This is a genomic window from Streptomyces parvus, assembly GCF_014648875.1.
Taxonomy (GTDB): domain Bacteria; phylum Actinomycetota; class Actinomycetes; order Streptomycetales; family Streptomycetaceae; genus Streptomyces; species Streptomyces parvus.
Genome location: NZ_BMRY01000010.1, coordinates 288958 through 309855, shown reverse-complemented (window position 1 = coordinate 309855; position 20898 = coordinate 288958). Strand labels below are relative to the sequence as shown.

At 72.9% G+C, this 20898-nt stretch carries 16 protein-coding genes, 1 tRNA gene and 1 pseudogene; 7 read left to right on the top strand and 11 right to left on the bottom strand.

What is annotated here, in order from left to right:
- Nucleotides 1-426 precede the first annotated feature (426 nt).
- Nucleotides 427-1668 (top strand): M6 family metalloprotease domain-containing protein, encoded by a 1242-nt coding sequence (locus IE140_RS28220; protein WP_100563841.1) that lies wholly within the window; start codon nucleotides 427-429, stop codon nucleotides 1666-1668.
- Between the two features lie 80 nt (nucleotides 1669-1748).
- On the opposite strand, the gene IE140_RS28215 is transcribed toward IE140_RS28220, so the two are convergent.
- The 7 genes from IE140_RS28215 to IE140_RS28185 all read right to left on the bottom strand — a co-directional run bounded on the left by IE140_RS28215 (nucleotide 1749) and on the right by IE140_RS28185 (nucleotide 8409).
- Nucleotides 1749-1822: transfer RNA gene (locus tag IE140_RS28215), tRNA-Lys, on the bottom strand.
- The gene (locus IE140_RS28210) at nucleotides 1813-2511 is read right to left on the bottom strand and encodes a bifunctional DNA primase/polymerase (protein ID WP_093442527.1); all 699 of its coding nucleotides are present in this window, start codon (nucleotides 2509-2511) and stop codon (nucleotides 1813-1815) included. Before IE140_RS28210 ends, IE140_RS28215 begins: the two co-directional genes overlap by 10 nt.
- 253 nt (nucleotides 2512-2764) lie before the next feature.
- Nucleotides 2765-3106: a DUF8844 domain-containing protein gene (locus IE140_RS28205; protein WP_010062808.1), complete on the bottom strand. Its 342-nt coding sequence runs from the start codon at nucleotides 3104-3106 to the stop codon at nucleotides 2765-2767.
- Nucleotides 3107-3221: 115 nt separating this feature from the next.
- Nucleotides 3222-4556 carry an AAA domain-containing protein gene (locus IE140_RS28200; protein ID WP_150196239.1) on the bottom strand — a complete coding sequence of 445 codons (1335 nt, stop codon included), beginning with the start codon at nucleotides 4554-4556 and terminating at the stop codon, nucleotides 3222-3224.
- A 25-nt stretch (nucleotides 4557-4581) separates the two neighbouring features.
- Nucleotides 4582-6198, bottom strand: coding sequence for a hypothetical protein (locus IE140_RS28195; protein WP_150196238.1), 1617 nt, complete (start codon nucleotides 6196-6198; stop codon nucleotides 4582-4584).
- Nucleotides 6189-7265 carry a hypothetical protein gene (locus tag IE140_RS28190; RefSeq protein ID WP_229826930.1) on the bottom strand — a complete coding sequence of 359 codons (1077 nt, stop codon included), beginning with the start codon at nucleotides 7263-7265 and terminating at the stop codon, nucleotides 6189-6191. Before IE140_RS28190 ends, IE140_RS28195 begins: the two co-directional genes overlap by 10 nt.
- Before the next feature lie 106 nt (nucleotides 7266-7371).
- Entirely contained in the window at nucleotides 7372-8409 is a 1038-nt protein-coding gene (locus tag IE140_RS28185) for a phosphatase PAP2 family protein (protein WP_150196237.1), read from the bottom strand.
- 245 nt (nucleotides 8410-8654) lie between these two features.
- Between IE140_RS28185 and IE140_RS28180 the strand changes: the two genes are divergently transcribed.
- Complete coding sequence (locus tag IE140_RS28180) at nucleotides 8655-9251, top strand: histidine phosphatase family protein (protein ID WP_006124779.1); 597 nt, start codon at nucleotides 8655-8657, stop codon at nucleotides 9249-9251.
- Nucleotides 9252-9367: 116 nt separating this feature from the next.
- Here IE140_RS28180 and IE140_RS28175 read toward each other — a convergent pair whose 3' ends face one another.
- Nucleotides 9368-10759, bottom strand: coding sequence for an NsdA family TPR-like regulatory protein (locus IE140_RS28175; protein ID WP_150196236.1), 1392 nt, complete (start codon nucleotides 10757-10759; stop codon nucleotides 9368-9370).
- 287 nt (nucleotides 10760-11046) lie between these two features.
- On the opposite strand from IE140_RS28175, the gene IE140_RS28170 reads away from it, so the two are divergent.
- Both IE140_RS28170 and IE140_RS28165 read left to right on the top strand, forming a co-directional pair.
- On the top strand, nucleotides 11047-11457 hold the full coding sequence (locus IE140_RS28170) for a hypothetical protein (RefSeq protein ID WP_176741872.1): 411 nt from the start codon (nucleotides 11047-11049) through the stop codon (nucleotides 11455-11457).
- 141 nt (nucleotides 11458-11598) lie between these two features.
- A complete protein-coding gene (locus IE140_RS28165) occupies nucleotides 11599-12549 on the top strand; it encodes a spermidine synthase (RefSeq protein WP_150196235.1) in 951 nt (316 codons plus the stop codon).
- Nucleotides 12550-12555: 6 nt separating this feature from the next.
- Here the strand turns inward: IE140_RS28165 and IE140_RS28160 are convergent, their stop codons facing one another.
- On the bottom strand, nucleotides 12556-13128 hold the full coding sequence (locus IE140_RS28160) for a superantigen-like protein SSL4 (protein ID WP_150196234.1): 573 nt from the start codon (nucleotides 13126-13128) through the stop codon (nucleotides 12556-12558).
- A gap of 184 nt (nucleotides 13129-13312) precedes the next feature.
- On the opposite strand from IE140_RS28160, the gene IE140_RS28155 reads away from it, so the two are divergent.
- Both IE140_RS28155 and IE140_RS28150 read left to right on the top strand, forming a co-directional pair.
- On the top strand, nucleotides 13313-14029 hold the full coding sequence (locus IE140_RS28155) for a response regulator transcription factor (protein ID WP_078566698.1): 717 nt from the start codon (nucleotides 13313-13315) through the stop codon (nucleotides 14027-14029).
- Nucleotides 14026-15483 carry a sensor histidine kinase gene (locus IE140_RS28150; protein WP_150196233.1) on the top strand — a complete coding sequence of 486 codons (1458 nt, stop codon included), beginning with the start codon at nucleotides 14026-14028 and terminating at the stop codon, nucleotides 15481-15483. The genes IE140_RS28155 and IE140_RS28150 overlap by 4 nt, the downstream gene beginning before the upstream one ends.
- 290 nt (nucleotides 15484-15773) lie before the next feature.
- Here the strand turns inward: IE140_RS28150 and IE140_RS28145 are convergent, their stop codons facing one another.
- Nucleotides 15774-17426, bottom strand: coding sequence for a bifunctional aspartate transaminase/aspartate 4-decarboxylase (locus IE140_RS28145; protein ID WP_093444772.1), 1653 nt, complete (start codon nucleotides 17424-17426; stop codon nucleotides 15774-15776).
- Nucleotides 17427-17645: 219 nt separating this feature from the next.
- Nucleotides 17646-19322, bottom strand: a complete 1677-nt coding sequence (gene aspT / locus IE140_RS28140) for an aspartate-alanine antiporter (RefSeq protein WP_150198350.1) — start codon at nucleotides 19320-19322, stop codon at nucleotides 17646-17648.
- A 237-nt stretch (nucleotides 19323-19559) separates the two neighbouring features.
- Here aspT and IE140_RS28135 point away from each other — a divergent pair.
- Nucleotides 19560-20723 (top strand): annotated as a pseudogene (locus IE140_RS28135) (ABC transporter substrate-binding protein); the annotation flags it as partial.
- Nucleotides 20724-20898 lie beyond the last annotated feature (175 nt).

Sequence of the window (20898 nt, the reverse complement as noted above, 5' to 3'; positions counted from 1 at the left end):
TTAAGGGGCCCGTTCCACGCGGGAAAGCGTGGTGAAGCATAGAGGGTGGCGCGTCGGCCGTTCCAGCTCGCCGTCCGGTCCGGGCCACCGCGCGCGGCCGGAAGTGAGCGGGAGCAGCCATTCCGCTTTGCCCGGTCCTGGTCGTTTCTGCGCGGATCTGTTGCATCGGGCGGCTGGACTGACTGATGGTGACGTTCCGTGAAGGTGTGGGTGGTGATTTTGACCGCCGACCTGTGTGCCCGGCCTGTGTGCCGACGCGTGTGCCGGCCTGTGTGCCGACGCGTGTGCTGACGCGTGTGCCGGCCTGTGTGCCGACGCGTGTGCTGACCCGTTGCTGACCCGTGTGGGGCAGCACAACAGGGCGTGGCGTGGTGAGGCGGCACAGGGTGGACGGGATGGACCGTGTTTCCCCACCCGGAGGTCGATGTGCCGTGCCGTCGCGGACCCGGGGGAGAGCGGCGGCCGCCCCTGCGCAGTCTGGCCGCCGCCGCCACCTCCCTCCTGGCGCTCGCCGCCACGTCCCTCGTCGCGGGCCCCGCCGCGGCCGCCACGGGGGACGCCGCCCCCTGCGCCCTGCCTCGGACGGCGGCGCACCACTCGCTCGGCCTGAACACCTGGAACGCGGCCTATCCGCGCCCCGACCAGGGCCTCGACGCGGTGATGATCTTTCTGTCCTTCCCGGACTCCGAGCCCGTGCTCACGCCCGGCGAACTCACCGCCGACCACTTCCCGGCCACCACCCGCTTCTTCGAGCGCGCCAGCTACGGCCGGTTCACCCTGCGCCCGCATCCGCAACGGAGCTGGACGCAGATGCCGCGCGACTCCACCTGGTACGCCATAGAGCGCGACTGGAACGCCGAGCGGCGCACGGCCTACCTCCGGGACGCGGTCGCCGCCGCCGACGACGACGTGGACTTCTCCCGGTACGACGTCGTCTATCTGGTGGCCGACCCGGACGCCCCCGGCGTCGACTCCGACGCCACGAAGGTCGTCAACTTCGACCGGCCGCTGCGCGCCGACGGCCATGACATCCGGCGCGTCGTCACGGTCTTCGAGCAGCACCCGCCCGACCGCAACGTCCTCGCCCACGAGACCGGGCACGTCTTCGACCTCGCCGACCTCTACCACCGGCCCACCGACGGCAAGGGCGACTGGGACACGTACGTCGGCGACTGGGACGTCATGGGCAGCCAGTTCGGCCTCGCCCCCGACCTGTTCGGCTGGCACAAGTGGAAGCTCGGCTGGCTCGGCGGCCGGCAGGTCGTCTGCGTCCAGGGCTCGGCCGACCTCACCCTGGAACCGGTCGCCGCCGCCCCGGTGCCCGGCGGGTCGATCGGGACCCGGCTCGCCGTCGTCCGTACCGGCGCCGACAGTGCCCTGGCCATCGAGGCCCGCAGTGCCACCGGCAACGACCGGGACACCTGCTCCGAGGGCATCCTGATCTACCGCGTCCGCAGCGAGACGGCCTCCGGCGGCGGACCCGTCGAGGTCGTCGACACGCATCCGGACACCGGGGCCTGCTGGGACCGCTCGGTCTACCCGCCGCTGGCCGACGCCCCGCTCGGGGTCGGCGAGACCTTCACCGTCCCGGGGGCCGGTACCCGTGTCGAAGTCGCGGACCGCACCCCGTCCGGCTCCTGGACCGTCCGGATCACCGCCGGAGTCTGAGACCTTCTCGCCGGACTTTGGGCGAGCGTTTGGCGCGCACGAAGAAGCCCCCCGCTTTCGCGAGGGGCTTCTTCCGTCTGTGCGCCGTCAGGGACTCGAACCCCGGACCCGCTGATTAAGAGTCAGCTGCTCTAACCAACTGAGCTAACGGCGCCTGGTGACGTCGTAGACATTAGCACCCTGATCCGCCGGAGGAAAAATCGAAAGAGCGGTGGCCCGCGAGGAGGCGGACCGGCTCACCCGCACACACGCCCAGAGCAGCACATCGGGACCCGGCAGCCACGGGCCACGGGTGTCGGGGGCGACCACCCAGCGCGGACCGCCGTCCGACGACGCGCAGGTCAGCGGCGGTACGGTCACGGCGTCCCCGGTGCCGTGACAGAGCAGGGGCGGCATCGGGCCGCGGGCGTCCCCGGAGCCTCCGGACTCCTCGGAACCGCCGGTTCCCCACTCCTCCCAGGCGAGCAGCGAGGGCAGCCGCTGGGCTGTTCCGGGGGCCGCGAACAGCAGCATCCGGCCGCGGTGCGTGGCGACCGGGCCGGAGCCGGGACCCTCCGCCCAGAGCCGCTCCAGCATCCGCCGCCCGAACAGCGCCGGTACGTTCACCACGTCGAAGGCGGAACCGCAGGGCAGCACTCCGGGGGCCGTGGGGCGCTCCTCCCACTGGGCGAGCGTGCTGCGCGGGTAGGGCGTCGCCCCGGCCAGCCAGGCGGCGCCGGCCGCCGTGACCTGTGCGGCCTGGGACCCGGACTGGTCCCGCAGCAAGGCGAAGATGTCGACGCCGTGGTGCGCGACGGCGGCACCGGCCTGCAGGGTCGTTGTGTCTTTCAGCCATGCGCTCATGGAGCAAGGTCTACCGGGAGTGACGGAACTGATTCCGAGAGTTGCCGGAAACCGGGACAGGTGAGGAGGGGGAGGGGTATCTTGCCCGCCGGAATATGCCACGGGACCTGACCCCCGGCCTGACGGCACAGCATCTGCCCCGGCCGTCCCACCGGCCACATCAGCCCCAGAGGCGTCGTAGGCCAGGCTCCGGACCCTCCAGGGAGCCAGGCTCCGGTCCGCCAGCGCGTCAGGCTCCGGACCCCCCAGCGCGTCAGGCTCTCGGGGAGTCCAGCAGCGAGCGGCCGAACTCGATCATCTTCTTCGCGTAGTCCTCGGTCCACTCCGCGCGCTCCGCGACGTCCGCCGCGGTCAGCCGGTCGAACCGGCGCGGGTCGGCGAGCTGCGCCGCCGCCATCGCCTGGAACTCCACCGACCGGTCCGTCGCCGCCCGGAAGGCCTGCGTCAGCTCGGTCGCCCGGGCCAGCAGCTCACGGGGGTCCTCCAGCGACTCCAGGTCGAAGAAGTGCTCCGGGTCCGCCGTGGCCTGAGACGGCTCGAAGAGCAGCGGCGCGGGGCGCAGCCGCTGCCGTTCGTTCCGCTCGGACTCTGTCATGTGCTGTTCCTCCCTCGCACGGCCAGGACGGCCACCCTCCATTGTCCAACCCCGCGCAAGGGCGCCCCCGGGCCTGAACTCCGCAACTCCGCCGGGCCGGCCACCCGCCGCGGCTTCACGGCCTCCAGCGCACCTTGTGCTCCGCGAGATGGGCCAGCACCGCGTGGTTGGCCTCCCAGCCGTCGGGGAACTTCACCGTGACGCCCAGCTGGACCGGCTCCGTGGACGGGTGCTCGTCCAGCAGGTCCGCCACCCCTTCCCGGCACACCACGACGCACGCGTGCCGGTGCCGGGACGCCAGCACGCACAGGCGGCCCGTCTCCAGGTGGAAGGCCGTGGCGTCGGGGCGGCCCGAGAGGGGGTGCAGGACCACCGTGACGTCGAACTCGCGGCCCTGGAGCCGGTTCGCCGTGTCGACCGCGACCCCCGTGACGCCCAGCTCCGCGAGCGCCGCCCGCACCGCCGCCGCCTGGTCCCGGTGGGCCGTGCCGACCGCCACCCGGTCCGCCGTCACCGGCACCGGCTCCTCGGCCCGCTCGCTGGTGGCGACGCCGCCCCGGTCCAGCAGCCGCCGGACCACCAGCGCCACCGCCCGTACCGCCTCGGGGTCGGTGCGCGGGGTGTGCCGGGCGGGCAGTTCCAGCAGCCCCCACCCGGACTCCGCCGCCTCGTCCAGCACCCGGTCGGGCCCCGACCCGTCCGACGCCACCCCGAACGAGAGCTTCCGGTCCCTGTGGCCCGTACCGCTGCGGAACGGCGTGTACGGGTAGAACGCGTCCGACACCAGCGGGGCCGCCGACGCCGGGAGCCGCCAGGAGACCGGCAGCCGGTGCTGCGGCAGCTCCGGATTGTGCGCGAGCAGCGTGGACACCGCGCTCGCCGAGGGGTCGTAGCTCAGCCCCGCCCACTGGTCCGCGCCCACGATCGAGAACGGGTCCAGCTGACCCGGGTCCCCGACGAACAGCGCCCGCTCGAACAGCCCGGCCACGGCCAGCAGCGCGTCCGAGCGCATCTGGTACGCCTCGTCGACGATCGCGTGCCCCCACGGCTCCACGTTCTTCACGTGCGCCCACTTGGCGGCCGTCGAGATCACCACGTCGAGCCCGGCCAGATCGGCGGCCTTCGCGGACTTCGTCACGTTCGCGAGGCCGTCCAGCACCTTGTCGTACGGGTCGGAGTCGCTGCTGTGCAGCCGCCCCACCGGCAGCTCCGGGTCCTTCTCCGCGAGCCGTACCACCAGGTCGTCCACCTGGGCGTTCGTCTGCGCGATCACCATCAGCGGATGGCCGGCGGCGGCCAGCTCCAGGGCCGCCCGGACCACCAGCGTCGACTTGCCCGCGCCCGGGGGCGAGTCCACGACGACGCCCCGGCTGCTGCCGCGCAGGGTGTCGTCGAGGATCGCGCCGGTCGCACGGGCCGCCGCCGCGCCCGGATCGAAGACGGTACTCACGGAAGGTCCTCCCGGATGGCAGTGGTCACAGCAGGTCCTCCGGGGTCACGGGGTCGGGTTGCTCCGCACGCGTCGCGGCGTCCGCGCCCGGCGGCCCGCCGTGCGTCCACGGCGTCTCCTCCGGGTCCGGCAGCTTCGGCCCGCCGCGCTGGTCGTGCTCGAACAGGGTCCAGGCGATCCGGTCCCCCGGCTCCGGCACCGAACCGGGCGCGGGCTCCTTGCCCCGGCCCATCCGGTCCAGGATCCGCAGCACCAGCAGGACGTCGCCGTCCTGGTCCGGCTCATCCTCGGCCCGCACGAACTCCGCCGTCTGCGGCTTGCCCTCCAGCGAGCGGTAGACCTTCGTCCGCTCGCCCAGATGCGGCCGCTCGTCCGTGCGGACGGTGACCAGCGGGCGCGGCGAGGGCCGCTTCGACTCGGTGTACGTCATCTCCACATCGGTCACCGTGGCGAGGAACGCCTCACCCGCCAGCCGCCGCCCCGCCAGCACCAGCGGATCGTCGAGCGCCTCCTGCGCCTCCAGCTGGGCCTGGGCGGTCTCCCGGGAGGCCAGCTTCTGCGCCGCCGTCACCGCGTCGTCGCGGCGCGGCTGCGGCGGTTCGCCCGAGCGCACCCGGTCGCGGTGCGCGGTGAACGACCAGCGGTCCCGGGTCCAGCGGTCCTCGGCCCGGGACCCCTCGGGCAGCTCCCGCAGCAGGTCGAGGCCGCGCCAGACCGCGTCCCAGGTCGGCAGCATGACCCGGGCCAGCAGCGAACGGATCTCCCGCTCGGCGCCGCTCAGCTCACCCAGGCGGGCATCCGCCGCGAGACCGTCCTCGGCCGACGCCAACGCCGTGCGCGCCCGGTCGTACCGCTCGATCGCCGGGGCGAGGAGCCGGTTGTCGAAGTCCGGGTCGGTCGCCGGACCGGCCGGAGGGCAGAGCAACTGGCCCTCCGAGTCGCGGGCCAGCTCCGCCCGCAGCGCCGCCTCGGCCCCCGAGGAGCCGGCGGGCGGATCGATCCAGGACAGCAGCGCGCCCAGGTGCTGGTCCTCCAGGCTGCTCTGCCCGGTCGCCCAGTGCCGGTTCAGCAGATCGGTGGCGGCCAGCAGCAGTGAGGAGCCGGGCACCCGGGCCCGCTCCCCGTAATGCGTCAGCCAGCGGCCGAGCAGCGGCACCCGGGCCGGGGCCGGATAGGGGGTGTCCGGGTCGTCCTCGGCGGTACGGCGGAACCGCATCGACCGGCCCAGCAGCCGCACGAACTCGACGCCCGCCCGGCTCGGCACGATCAGCTGGCCGGCGTCCGTGCACAGCTCGACCTCGACCTTGGTCTTCTTGCCGGTCGCCGGATCCGTTTCGTTGCGCTCGGCGGGCTCGACGACGTCCGCGTACGCCTCGATGTGCGGCAGGACCGCTTCCGCCAGCTCGGCCAGGAACGCGAACCGCAGGTCCCGGTCGCGCGGCTGGGCGACGGCCAGCAGCCTGGGCGCCTCCCGGTCCGTGCCGACCAGCGCCCCGAGCGGGGCCCCGGCCTCACCGGCGGTGGTCAGCGGCACCAGCACCAGCGGCCGGTCGGTGAGATGGCGGTGGCGGACGGTCGCGAGCGGCTGGGCGCGGCCGGTGTCGACGGCCTCCAGCCGGGCCAGCGTGGTGATCAGCGACATGCGGCCGCACCTTCCGGACCGTCCGACGCCCCGGCGCTCGCGACGGAGACGGCTTCCCGCGCCCCGGCGCCCGCGACCGGGGCGGCCTCCCGCGCCCCGGCCCGCAGGACGGCGGCGCTCTCCAGGGCCTCGGCCCGCAGGGCGGCGGCCCGGCGCAGCGCCGCGACCGTCGGATCGGCGGGATCGCCCTCCTTGCCCGCGGCGGCGGCCAGCACCCCGGCCACCGTCGTCAGCCCGCCCAGCTCACCGCGCACACTGCGCCCCAGCGTCTCCACCGCCCCCTCGGCCCGGGACTTCGCCCGGCAGTGGAAGGCCAGCTCGCAGGCGGCCAGGCACTCCGGGGCGTACGCCGGGGGCACCGCCGCCACGGCCGCGTCCAGCTCCTCCGACGGGCATGCCGGATCGAACGTCGTCCCCTCGGGCAGCCCCGCCGCGATGTCCTCGATCCGGGTCAGCCGGGTCAGCTGCCGGCGGGTCACCGCGCGCTGCTTGCGTACGTCCACGACGGAGGCGGTCGGCAGGTTCGAGAAGTCCTTGGGGCAGACCAGCAGCACCCGCTGACCCACCTCCGCACCCTCCGTGACCGCCGCGACCCGCTCCAGCGCCAGCACGTACACCGCGGCCTGCCGGGCGGCGGCACCGACCTTCGACGCGTCGGCCGACGCGTCGATCATGGGAAATGACTTGATCTCGACGACCGTCCACCGGCCGTCGGGGTGCACGACCACCGCGTCGGGCTCCAGATAGGCGGGGGAGCCCGCCACTTCCAGGGCCAGCATCGGATGATCCAGCAGCGCCCAGCCGCCCGCCGCCGTGGCCTCCCGCAGGGCGAGCGCGGTGCGGGCGGCACGGCCCTCGGGGCCCGCGGCGCTCAGATCGGGCGTGGCGACGTCCGGGCCCGGGGCGGCGGAGGAGCCGCCCAGGCGCTCGTACAGCAGGCGGAGCAGCTCCGCGCCGCCGTCGGCCTTGACCTTCGCCTCGAAGGCGTTGCCCCGCATGAAGGCGAACTGGGACTGCCCGAAGGGGGCGGGTGAGCCGAGGGCGGTGGCCAGCACGCCCTTGTCCACCCCGGCGCCGTCGAGCAGGGCCCGCCGCTTGCAGCCGGGGTTGGCGGCGAGGGCGGCCAGGGCTCTGGCGTCCAGCGGATGCGGTGCGACGGACGGGCCGCGCAGTTCAGCGAGCCGCTGCCGGAGCGTCGTCGCTCGCGTCCGCGTCGGCGGCGTCTCTGGCTGCCGCGCCGCCGACTGCCGTGCCGGGGGGATCTGCGGAGGTGGTCCGCTGGCCGGGGATTCGCTCACCCGTGGAAGTCTTGCACCCGGCACTGACATCCGAGGACACGGTCGCGACATCCGGGGGCACGGTCGCCGGAATCGCCGCGGCGGCGGTGCTCGCGCCGCCCCGCTTCCGGTCGCCGGGGAGGCCGCCGAGGAGGCTGTCGGGCAGGACGCCGGCCAGCCGGGCCTTGACCCCGTCGGCGAACCGGATGACGGGCTTGACCAGCAGGGCCCCGAGGCCCATCACGGCCGCGCCCGCGACGGCGTCCAGGAAGTAGTGGTTGGCGGTGCCCATCACGACGATCGTGGTGATCAGCGGATAGGCGATTCCCGCCGCCCGTATCAGGGGGTGGCGGCCGTGCCGCCACAGCAGGATCCCGCACCAGAGCGACCAGCCGACGTGCAGGCTCGGCATCGCCGCGTACTGGTTGGTCATCCCGCTCAGCCCGCGCGGCGCGCTCGCCCCCTCGCCCCACCAGCCGTACGCGCTGTACTGCGCCATCGTGTCGACGAAGCCGTGGCTCGCGTCCAGCAGCCGGGGCGGACAGGTCGGCATCAGCGTGAAGCCGACAAGACCCAGCAGCGTGGAGTTCATCAGCCAGACCCGGGCCGCACGGTACGCCGCCGACCTGCGCCGGAAGATCCAGACGAGGACGGCCGGAGTGACCACGTAGTGCAGGGAGGCGTAGGCGAAGTCGGCGGGTATGCCGATGGACGGGGTGCTGGTGAAGAGACGGTTCAGAGGATGCTCGGCGTTGAGGTACAGCGCCTGTTCGAGCCGGAGGATCGCCAGACCGTGGTCGACCGCCGTCGACACGTCGCCGCGCACCAGGAGGCGGCCCACGGAGTACAGCGCGTACACCACCGCGATCAGTGGCAGCTCCGTCCACCAACGGGGCCGATGACCGGTCGCGGGCGGCGCGGTGGCGTGCGGCATCCGGTAGCTCTCCCCATGTTCATGCGGCCGACGACGAACGTTCAACCGTACGGCGGCACCGTGCCACCGCGTCCCCCGGGGGTCCCCTGCCGGACGTCCCGTACGCAGCGGTCCCGCCGTGGCCCGGGTCGGTGGCCGGGGGGGGACTGCTCAGGAAGGGACGCCCATCAGGGCCGGGAGGTTGCTCGTCCGACCGGTACGGGATGATGGAGGAACCCAGCACCAGCGTTCCAGGGAGAGCCTTCATGGCACCGCGCATCCTGCTCGCCCGGCACGGCCAGACCCAGTGGTCGGTCCGGGGCAACCACACCGGCAGGACGGACATCCCGCTCCTGGACAGCGGGCGCGCGGGCGCGAAGCTGCTCGGCGAGCGGCTGCACCGGGCGCCCTGGGCGGGGCTCCCCGGGGTCGAGGTCCGCACCAGCCCGCTCGTCCGGGCCGCCGAGACCTGCGAGCTCGCCGGGTTCGGGGAGCGGGCGGAGCGGTGGGACGCGCTGATGGAATGGGACTACGGGGCGTACGAGGGGCTGACCCCGGCCGAGATCAAGGCGGACCGGCCGGACTGGCTGATCTGGCGGGACGGGGTGCCGGGCGGGGAGTCCGTCGCCGATGTCACCGCCCGCGCGGACGAGATCGTCGCCTGGGCGCGGTCGGCGGACCGGGACGTTCTGGTCTTCGCCCACGGCCACATCCTGCGGGCGCTGGGCGCCCGCTGGCTCGGCGAGGACCTGTCCTTCGGCGCGCGGATCCGCCTGGAGCCGACGTCGCTGTCGGTCCTGGGCTGGGCGTACGGCCTCCCGGCCGTGGAACGCTGGAACGACACGGGCCACCTGGACCACTGACCTCGCGGGGGCGCCCGCACCTTTTGCGCCTGTGCTGCTCTCTGCGGACGGGCTGGGTGGTCGCCGCTCGACGGGCTGGAAGGGTCTCCGGTCTACGAGCTGGGTGGGCCGCCGGTCTACGGGCTCGATTCGTGGCGGATCAGGAACGACGACACCTCCGGGGCCCCGGTCCGGGGCTTCAGGACCGCCGCCGCCCCCGCCAGCATTCCCCGGATCCGCGACGACTGCACCCGGGTCAGCAGGTCCAGCACCTGGTGTCCCGTCGCCGCCGCCTCGTCCGCCCGGCCCGCCCGGGCCAGGTCGCCCGTGAGCTGGGCCCGGTACAGCGCGAGGTTGCGGGTGAAGTGCGCGTCCTGGAGCAGCACTGCCCGCCGCCCGTGCCGCGCGGCCCGGGACCAGTCGCCCAGCGCCGACCAGCACTGCGCCTCCAGCAGCTCCAGCTCCGCCTCCCGGAAGAAGCTCATCCACTCCGGGTCCGCCCCCGCGGGGCCCCGGTCGAACGCCGCCCGGGCCCGCCCGATCGCCCGGTCGCACCCCGTACGGTCGCCGAGCCCCGCCCGGCCCCCCGCCTCCCGCAGCGCGAGCAGCGCCAGCAGCCGGGGCGACCCCAGCGTGCGGGCGGCCCGCTGGCCGGCCTCCGCCGCCCGGACCGCCTCGCGCGGCCGCCCCGCGTCCCGGGCCAGGAACGACGTGTTGCAGAACGCGTGCGCCTCAAGGCTCGCGTCCCCCGCAAGACGCGCCGTGGCCAGCGCCTCCGCGTAGTGCGAGCGGGCGTCGTCGAAGCGGCCCGAGTCATGGGCCAGCCACCCCACCGAGATGGCCAGCTCACCCGCGCCCGCGTGCAGCCGATCCGAGGTGGCGCGCCGCGCGGCGCTCCCGGCGTCCAGCAGCTCGTACGCCGCGCGCAGCGGCTGGGCGGCCCGCCGGTAGAGCCCGTCACCCCCGTGCCGGTCGTCCAGCAGCCGGATGTCCCGCACGGCCTTCTCGACGGCGAGCACCTCCGCCTCGCCGACCCGGCGCTGTGTGGGCAGAGAGATCCGGGCGGCGGAGGCGGGCGCCCCGCCGAGACCCAGGGAAGCGGCCGCCACCGTGGCGGTGCCGCTCGTCATGAACACGCGACGCAGCACGTCGCTCTCCTCGGGGATGTCGTCGGGATCGGTGTCGCGGGGTGACGGGGGGTGTGGGGACGGCCCCGGGGACGCGTCCCCGGGTGCAGGCAGGGGTTCCGCTACGACCCGGGCGCCCCGGCCCCGTACGCTCTCGCGGGCCGAGAACCCCAGGTCGGTCAGGGAGGCGCCGGGGAACATGTGCAGGAAGACGCGTTCGTAGGCGTAGTTGGGGCAGCGGATCTCCCCGGACTCCACGCGTCCGATGTACCGGGCGTCGCACGCGACCTGCTCCCCGATCTCCCGGGCCGCTCGGCGGACGGCCGCCGCGAACTCCCCGGCGGAGCGCTGTCCGCGCAGCTGACGGAAGGCGAGGTTGGGAACTGCCCCTGTCGACGCCATGCCCGGCCCCTCTCTGGTGCAGCCGGGGGCGTGCCACCCGGCGTCCCCGGGCCTCCCCGGTCGCTCCGGCCTCCCCGGAGTTCCGGTGTCCCGGCGGAGCAAGAACGTACCTGCTGTGACGAGTCGCACACACAGCGTTTCGTTGCGAAACCGGGCATACCGCCCGTGATCCGCCATGAACTGCCACCCTTTGCGGCGGTGTGGGCCCGTAGCCCTTGACGCGCCCACGCGTTGGTCCCTGTGGAGACGGAGTGTGGCTCCGTTCGGCGATGAGAGGAGGGGTTCCCTTGTTGCACCTCGGCAGGGAGACCGGCTCACGGACGACCGCGACGACCCCGGCCCCGGCGGACCGGCCCGTGGACCTCGTCACGGTCCCGGCACGGCAGGGCCTGGAAGCCGTCGACATCCTCCGCCGGGGCGGCGACCAGGAGGCCGTCGGCCCGGTCCTGCACGACGGGACCTGCGACACCCTCGGCTTCCTCGTGCCGCCGGGCACCGCCGACGGCTGGGACGTACCCGGCAGCGCCTGTACGCGGACCGACGGCCGCGGGCTGCGCATCCCCGCCGAGCCGCCGGTCTCCGGATCCGGCTGGCTGCTCCCGCCCGCCGAGGACGCCCCGGTCACCGATCCGGCCGTGCTGCGCGCCGCCCTCGACCAGGCGGCCCGGCTGATCGAGGCGGCCGACAGCTGCCGCTGAGTCCGTAGCCGACGCTGAGCCGACAGCTGCCGCTGAGCCCATGGCCGGCGCTGAGCCCATAATGGCCGGACGGGCGGAACACCTCCGCGCATCTCCGCCAGGCCGGCGACCCCGGGCCCCCACCAGCAAGGACCAGCGAACGTGGCACGTCGAGGAACGCCCGGCCGGGCCAAGGGGAAGGCCGCCGGCGGGGATGCCAGGGCCAAGGGCCGTCAGGAGCGCCCGGGCTCCGGGCGCGGGGCGGGCCGGGGTGAGCGCGAAGCCGTCTCCCGGCCGGTCGGCGGCGGCGTCGCCGAGCTCGTACCCGACCGCGAGCGCCCGCACGGCTGGACGCTCCTGATCGACAAGGCCCCGCAGTCCCACGTGGACCTCGACGACCCCACGCACCTTTCGTTCGCCTACCAGCGCCGCCTCGGCCACGTCATCGACCTCGCCGCGCCCCCGCTCCAGCCGCTGCACGTCCTGCACCTGGGCGGCGGCGCGTTCACCCTCGCGCGGTACACCGCCGCCACCCGACCCCGCTCCACCCAGCAGATCGTCGAACTCGACGCGCCGCTCGTCCAGCTCGTCCGCGACCACCTGCCGCTGGACCCCCAGGCCCGGGTCCGGGTCCGGGCGGCCGACGCCCGCGAAGGGCTCGGCAGATTTCCCGACGGCTGGGCGGACCTGGTCATCGCGGACGTGTTCAGCGGGGCCCGCACCCCCGCCCACCTCACCTCCGCCGAATTCCTCGGCGAGGTGCGCCGGGTGCTGAAGCCCGAGGGGCGCTACGCCGCCAACCTCGCCGACGGGCCCCCGCTCGCCCATCTGCGCGGCCAGGTCGCCACCGCCGCCGCCGTCTTCCCCGAACTGGCCCTGGCCGCCGACCCGGTGGTGTGGCGGGGCCGCCGCTTCGGCAACGCGGTCCTGCTCGCCTCGGCCCTGCCGCTGCCGGTCGCGGAGTTCACCCGGCGGGTGGCGAGCGATCCGCACCCCGGCCGCGTCGAACACGGCCGCGCGCTCACCGACTTCACCGGCGGCGCGGCCGTCGTCACCGACGCGGCCGCCAGACCGTCGCCCGCGCCCCCGCCGTCCGTCTTCGAAAACCCCTGAGCGTCTTTACGGTTCGACGATTTGCACCGTCGGCGGCGTCCCGTTCCACGTGCAGAACACCGAGTACGTCGTGCCGTCCTTCCCGCCCCCGTCGCTGAAGTCCACCCGGATCCAGGCGTCGTTCGTCCACACCTGCATCGACCAGCCCGGCTCGGGCGTCGCCGAGACGAGCTTCGCCGAGTCGGCGCCCAGCTCGAACACCACCCGGCCGCCGTCGGTCCGATAGCCCTTCACCCGGCCCGAGGTCTCCGCCGGAGCGGACCCCGCGGGCGGCTTGGCCGGGGTCGCCGACGGTGTACGCGAAGGGCTCGGGGCCGACTTCGAGGGGCGCGCGTCACCGGTGCTTGGCGAGGCGGAGGCGGACGGGGAGGGCGACGTCCGCTGCGTCGAGGAGACGAGCGGCTCCTCGGTGCTCTGCCCGATGCGCTGCGGGGCCCCCGCGCCCACCGAGATCGGTACGGCGCGGGGCGGGTCGTACGCGGTCCCCGTCATGACCGTGTGCACACCCCACCACGAGAGCGTGACCGCCGCGCCGGTGGCGAGCGACCACGCCAGCGCGTGTACGAGTCTTCGTTGCATCCGGCACATCCTGCACCACCCGGGCCACTCCTGGAACCGCACAGTCCGCTCCGGGCTCCGGAAGCCCGGTACGGGCCGCCCCGCATCCGCCCCTGTCGGAGGGGCAAACACCCTTCTCCGGCCTTTGCGGAGGATTCCGACGGGGCCGGGACCGGGCCCCTCGCCATGGCGTACGGTGCCGCCCATGGCAAGTGTGCTCGTGGTCGAGGACGACCAGTTCGTACGTTCCGCCCTCATCCGGCACCTCAGTGAGGCCTCCCACACGGTACGGAGCGTGGGCACCGCGCTCGAAGCGCTGCGCGAGGTCGCGCACTTCCGCTTCGACGTGGTCATCCTCGACCTCGGGCTGCCCGACCTGGACGGGGCGGAGGCGCTGAAGATGCTGCGGTCCATCACCGACGTGCCCGTCATCATCGCCACCGCCCGGGACGACGAGAGCGAGATCGTCCGGCTGCTCAACGACGGCGCCGACGACTACCTGACGAAACCGTTCTCCGTCGAGCACCTCTCCGCCCGGATGGCCGCCGTGCTCCGCCGCTCGCGCGCCGCCGGGAGCGAGGCGCCGCCCCCGAGGGTCATCCGCGTCGGCGGCCTCTCCATCGACCCGCTGCGCCGCAGCGCCGAGCTGGACGGGGCCGAACTCGACCTGACCCGACGCGAATTCGACCTGCTCACCTTCCTGGCCGGGCGGCCGGGCGTCGTCGTCGCCCGCAAGGAGCTGCTCGCCGAGGTCTGGCAGCAGTCCTACGGCGACGACCAGACCATCGACGTCCACCTGTCCTGGCTGCGCCGCAAGCTCGGCGAGACCGCCGCCCGCCCGCGCTATCTGCACACCCTGCGCGGCGTCGGCGTGAAACTCCAGCCGCCGGCCGACGCGCCGGCCGTGGAGCCGCCCGCATGAGATGGGCCCTGGTCAAGGTCTGCCTGGCGGTCACCGCGATGGTCGTCATCGCCTTCGCCGTACCGCTCGGACTCGTCATCCGGGAGATGGCCAGCGACCGGGCCTTCTCCGACGCCGAACGCCAGGCCGGAACGATCGCCCCGACCCTCTCCATCACCACCGACCGGGAGGAGCTGACCCGGGCCGTCCTGTCCACCGAACCGGGCGACCGGGGCCACCTCGCCGTCCACGTCCCGGCCCCCGAGGAGGCGGCGGGCGGAACCGGGGGCGAGGCGCTGGACATCGGCACCCGCCGCGCCACTCCCGAGGACGTGGAGACCGTGCGCAAGGCCGGGCGGGCCTCCATCACCGAGGTCACCGGCGGGTTCGCGCTCCTCCAGCCGACCGCGCTGAGCACCGGCGAGATCGCCGTCGTCGAGGTGTTCGTCCCCGAGGGCGAGGTCTCCAACGGGGTCGCCACCGCCTGGCTGATGCTGGCGGGCGTCGGCGTCGCCCTGATCGTCGGCTCCGTCGCGGTCGCCGACCGGCTCGGCGTACGGATGGTGCAGCCCGCCCAGCGCCTCGCCGGAGCCGCCCAGGACCTGGGGGAGGGGCGTCTCGGTACCCGGGTCCCCGAGGAGGGGCCCACCGAACTGCGTTCCGCCGCCGCCGCGTTCAACTCCATGGCCGACCAGGTCGTCCAGCTCCTGGCCAACGAGCGCGAGCTGGCCGCCGACCTCTCGCACCGGCTCCGCACCCCGCTCACCGTGCTCCGGCTCAACGCCGCGTCCCTCGGCGAGGGCCCGGCGGCCGAGCAGACCCGGGCGGCCGTCCAGCAGCTGGAGCACGAGGTCGACACGATCATCCGCACCGCCCGCGAACAGCGCCCGCAGACCCAGGGCGGGCAGCCGGAGGCCGGCTGCGACGCCTCCGAGGTGATCCGCGAACGCATGGGATTCTGGTCGGCGCTCGCCGAGGACGAGGGCCGCGAGGTGCGCCTCGCGGGAGTCGACCGTACGGTACGCACCCCCGTAGCCCGGACCGAACTGGCCGCCGCACTCGACGCGTTGCTCGGCAACGTCTTCCGCCACACCCCGGAGGGCACCGCCTTCGCCGTCGACGTCCACCACAGCGGCGACGCGGTCATCGTGCTCGTCTCCGACGCCGGACCGGGGATCGACGACCCGAAGGCGGCCCTCGCCCGGGGCGCCAGCGGGCGCACCGGCGCGGGCGGCTCCGTCGGCTCCACCGGCCTCGGCCTGGACATCGTGCGCCGGGTCGCCGAGTCCACCGGCGGCGATCTGCGCATCGGCCGGTCCGTCCTCGGCGGCACCGAGGTCCGGATCTGGATCGGCCTGCACGGCAACCGCCCCGAGCGCGGCCGGCGCGGCCACGGCCGCCGGGTGGGCCGCCGGATCGGGTGGCGGGGGCGCAAGGAGGCCCGGACCACGACCGGGCCGGGGGCCCAGCATTAACCCGCTCCGATGCGTTCCTTAAGCGGAACCTAAGAACACCAACCCCTGTCCGTAACGCCCCCTTCGCCCGTTCCGCAGGCGATAGCGTGCTCGTGAAGCAACCCCGGGAGTCGTCGAGCCCCCACCTCCCCCCGGGGCCCCCACGTCGGCCCCCGCCGCCACCGTTCGCCCCGGTGGCGGCGGGGACACCGGCTCCCCGACCGCCGTACAGGACAGCCCCCACCGCGCGCCCCGGCCGGACCGCACCCCACCTCCGGCCGGGGCGTTCTCCTCCTTGGAACGGTCCCGGGTCACCCGGCCTGCGCCCGCCACTCCTCCGCGTACGCGTCGAAGATCGCCCGCAGATGGTGGCCGATCTTCAGATAGTCCAGGTCGTCCAGGTTGGCCAGCGACACCCGCACCGACCACTGAGGGCCGTCGAAGCCACCGCCGTTGAGCAGGACCACCGAGGTCTGCTCGGCCAGCCGGAACAGGGGGTCGACCGGCTCGTAGTTCTGCTCCAGGAAGTCGGCGAACGGCTTCCCGTGGACCCGCTCCGCCTCGGCCAGCAGATCCAGTTCGATGTAGTACGCCGCCCGCTTCGGATCCTCCGAGATCTTCATGTGCGCGCCCTCCAGCAGGAGTTCGAGCCGCTGCCGCACGATCGCCCGGATCCGGTGCTTGTACGCCTGCCCCTCGTCCAGCATGTCGAAGAGCGAGAACAGCGCCATCATCACCTGCTGCGGCAGCGAGAGCCCCGCCGTGTGGTTCAGCGCCACCTGCCGGGAGTCCGCCACCATCCGGTCGATGAACCGCATCTTCTCCGGCTCCAACGTCAGTGAGCCGTAACGCCTGTTGAGCCGGTCCTTCTGCTCCTGGTCCTGCTCCGCCAGCATCGCGTCGATCACGTTGTCGTCGTGCAGTGCGATCACCCCGAGCCGCCAGCCGGTCGCCCCGTAGTGCTTGGAGTAGGAGTAGACGAGGAGGGTGTTGCGCGGCAGGTCGGCCGCGAGCGAACGGAAGCCCTCCACGAAGGTCCCGTACACATCGTCGGTCACGATGATCAGGTTCGGGTTCTTCCCGGCGACGACGGACACGATCTGCTCGGAGACCCGGGTGGAGAGCGCCAGCGAGGGCGGGTTGCTCGGGTTGACGCAGCAGACCAGCTTGATCGAGGGGTCCGCGAGCTTGGCGATCTCCTCCTCCGGGTAGCGCCACTGCCGCACCCCGGTCTCGGTGAACAGGCTCGCCTCCACGTGCACCACGTCGAAGTCGTACGTGTCCAGCTCGGGGATCTCCAGGTACGGGGTGAACACCGGCACCATCAGGGCGATCCGGTCGCCCTTCCCCAGGATCCCGTTCTTCATCAGCGAGTCGAAGATGTAGCACATCGCCGCCGTACCGCCCTCGGTCGCGAACAGGCTCAGCGTCTGGCCCTCCGGCGGCCGGTGGTCGAACATCTCGTCCGCGACATAGCCGCGCACGATCTCCTCCGTGTGGCGCAGGATCCGGTCCGGCACCGGGTAGTTGTCCCCGATCGAGGAGTCCGCCAGCTCGTGCAGGAACGCCTCCCGGTCGAAGCCGAACCGCTTCACCGCCAGGTCCACGCTCGCCTTCAGCAGCTCGATGCCCGGCAGCTCCGGGTGCGTACGGACGAAGTGGTCGAAGCGCTCCGCACACCCGGCCTCCTCCGGCATGCCGCCCAGGTTGTCGGCCGTCCACACCCGCCGGGACTCCGAGATCGCGAAGTAGCCGAGCGCGTGGTACGCCTCGCGGGGGCCGGTGGCGACCCAGTTCGGGTTGCCTCGGCCGGCGTTGAGCATGGCCCGGGTCGTCTTCCCCTTCTGGCCCGGCCGGTCGCTCTGCGCGTCCGTCGCGATCCGGATGAACGTGTCCTTCAGCTCGAAGGGGGAGAGCTGGGCGTAGGACCGGATCTCGTCACGGCTGAGGCGGGTCTTCGGCATGGTGGTGTCCGTTCCGTACGGGTCGGTGGGTTAGGGCCTGTCGTCACATTCCCGCCTGCCGGGCGACGCCTGGCACGCACGCTCGCGGCGTTGCCGAAATGCCCTAGTAGCTCCGCTACGAGACCATTCCGGCGCCTTGCGATCGCACGCACCATGCGCCGCCCGGCCGCCCTTCGGGCGACGACGGGAATGTGACGACAGGCCCTAAGGGCGGTCACGTCAGGCACCCAGGACGCCGACCAGGATGGGCCCGGTCAGCGGCAGCAGGAAGTTGGAGAGCGTGTACGTGATCGTGTAGCCGAGAAGCGGGACGGAGCTCTGGGCCACCTGGGTGATGGAGGTGATCGCCGGGGTCGAGCACTGCTGGCCGGCGATGGCGCCGATCAGGAGCGGTTTCTCGATCTTCAGCAGTTTGGTCCCGACGATCAGCGAGATCGTCGCGGGGACCAGCACCATGGCGATGCCCGCGAACGGCAGCAGCGCCCCGTACTCCTTCAGCAGCGGCCAGGCCTGCGGGCCCGCCGCCAGCCCCGTACAGGCGATGAAGACGGCCAGGCCCATGTCCTTGAGCGTGGTCGCGGCCTGCGGCGGGAACGCCCCGAAGGTCTGGCTGCGGGAGCGGAACCAGCCGAAGACCAGACCCGAGATCAGACAGCCGCCGCCGGTGCCGAGCGACATCGGGACGTCCCCGAGCTTGACGACGATCTGGCCGAGCAGCGAGCCCGCCACGATGCCGAAGCCGAGGTAGACGAAGTCGGTGGCGTCGTTCTTCACCACCGCGCCGAGCTTGGCGACGAGCCGGTTCAGCCCGCCCCGGGCGCCGACCAGGGTGAGTACGTCGCCCCGGGCGAGGACGGTCTCGCCGCTGGCGGGCAGATGCTGGTCGTTGCGGAGCACGTCGGTGATGTACACCCCGTCCTTGCGGAACTCCGGGTGCCGTTTCTCCAGCCGGTCGATGGTCGCGCCGATCGTCTCCTTCTCGGTGACGGCGACCTGGCTGGTGGCCAGCGGGGTGTCGAGCCCCGGAACCGCCGGGGTCTCCGGGCCGATCTCCCGGCCCGCGTCGATGATCGCCGCCCGCTCCCCGACCACCTGCACCAGATCGCTGAGCGTCAGCTCCAGGCCGGGGGAGGGCGTCAGCAGCCTGCTGCCGCGCTTGACCCCCTCGACGGTGATCCGGCCGCCCATGGCGCTCTGGAGGTCACCGACGGTCCGGCCGTCCGCCAGCGTCACCAGATACGTGCGGCCCACCATGCCGGGCAGCGCCTCGCGCTCGTCGGACTCCAGACCGGCCTGCCCGCCGCGCATCTTCTCCCACAGCTCGCGCGAGGCGTCCGCCAGGTTGATGCGCAGCAGCATCGGCATGATCTGGCTGGTGAAGAGCACGATGGTGATCAGGCCGAAGAGGTAGCAGACCGTGTAGGCGGTGGCGACATGCCCCTGGTACTGGGTGATCTGCTCCGAGGTCAGGTCGCTGAGCTTCCCGATCGCCTCGGTGGCCGTGCCCACGACGGCGGACTCGGTGGCCGCGCCCGCGAGGATGCCGGAGGCCGTGCCCACGTCCAGGTCGAAGGCCTTGGCCAGTCCGAAGGCGATCCCGAGGACGCAGACCAGCTCGATCAGGCAGAGCGTGAAGAAGCGCAGGCTCTTGCGGTTGAGGTTGGCGAAGAACTGCGGCCCGGCCAGGTAGCCGAGCGAGAAGATGAACAGCGCGAAGAAGACCGTTTTGACGTCGTCGTCGACGTTGACGTGCCGGGTGCCGATCAGCAGCGACACGATCAGGGTGCCGCAGATACCGCCGAGCGTGATCGGGCCGACGCGGAGCTTGCCGACGAGATAGCCGGCCGCGAGGCAGAAGAAGAGGGCCAGTTCGGGATGGTCGCGCAGGACGCCCATCCTGCCTCACTCACCGGGGCTGGGGTCGGCGACCAAGATGATCAAAAGGCGCATAAAGGAGAAATTAACAGGGGCGGTGTGCACCGGCACCTCACCCGGCCCCGGGATGCCCCCGTTCACCTTCCGACGGGAGGGTTGCCCAGGACCCCCTCCGTGACGCGCCGGACATCCCTCGGCAACGGAATCGTCTTCAACTCTTGACACCCACCCCCTGGAGGCAGGAACCTTCCGGCATCGATGCATGGGAGCGCTCCCATGCGCCATTGCCGGATCCCCGGAACAAGGAGCAGTGGAATGCGCATCACCCGCAGCGTTGCCGGTCGACGCCACAGAACCGCCCTCGTGGCCACCACGGGCCTCACGGTCACGGCCCTCCTGCTCACCGGGTGCGGCGGCTCGTCCGACTCGGACAAGGGAGCCGACGCGAACGGCAACATCACCCTGACCGTCGCCGACTTCGGCCAGTTCGGTTACAAGGAGGCCGGGCTCTTCGAGAAGTACCACGAGCTGAACCCGAAGATCACGGTCAAGGAGGACACCACCGCCGAGGAGAAGAACTACTATCCCAAGCTCCTCCAGCAGCTGAACTCCGGCAGCGGCCTCGCCGACGTCCAGGGCATCGAGGTCGGCCGGATCAAGGAGATCGTCGACACCAAGGCGGACTCCTTCGCCGACCTCTCCAAGGTCATCGGCGTGGACGAGTGGGTGTCCTGGAAGGCGAAGCAGGCCACCGCCCCCAGCGGCGCGGTCATCGGCGCGGGCACCGACATCGGCCCCATGTCCCTCTGCTACAACCGCGAACTCTTCGAGAAGGCCGGGCTGCCCACCGAACGCGACGAGGTGGCGAAGCTGACCGAGGGCGGCTGGGAGGCCTACCTCGCTCTCGGCGAGCAGTACAAGAAGAAGGCCCCCTCCGGCACGTACTTCATGGACTCCGCGAGCGCCATGTTCAACGCCGTGGTCAGCTCCAGCCCCGAGCAGTACTACGACGCGAGCGGCAAGCCGATCTACAAGGACAGCGCGAGTGTCGAGAAGGGCTGGGACCTCGCCGCCCAGGCCGCGTCCAAGAAGCTGACGCAGGGCCTGGCCCAGTTCGAGGACCAGTGGCAGGCGGCCCTGCGCAAGAGCACCGTGGCCACCGTCGTCTGTCCCGCCTGGATGGCCGGCCAGATCTCCACGTACGCCGGTGACGCCAACAAGGGCAAGTGGGACATCACCAGTGCCCCCGGCGGTACTTCCGCCAACTGGGGCGGCTCCTTCCTCGCCGTCCCCAAGTCCGGGAAGAACGTGGACGAGGCCGCCAAGCTCGTCAAGTGGCTGACCGCCCCCGAGCAGCAGGCCGCTGTCTTCAAGGCGATCGGCGTCTTCCCGTCCAACCAGGGCGCCTACGAGCTGCCCGACGTGAAGAACGCGACCCTGCCGTACTTCAACAACGCCCCCATCGGCCAGATCTACGCCGACGGCGCGAAGTCCATCCCCGAGGCGGTCCTCGGCCCGAAGGACGGCGTGATCAAGGACTCCATCTCCACCCAGATCAACAACATGGAGCAGCGCGGCACCAGCCCCGACAAGGCCT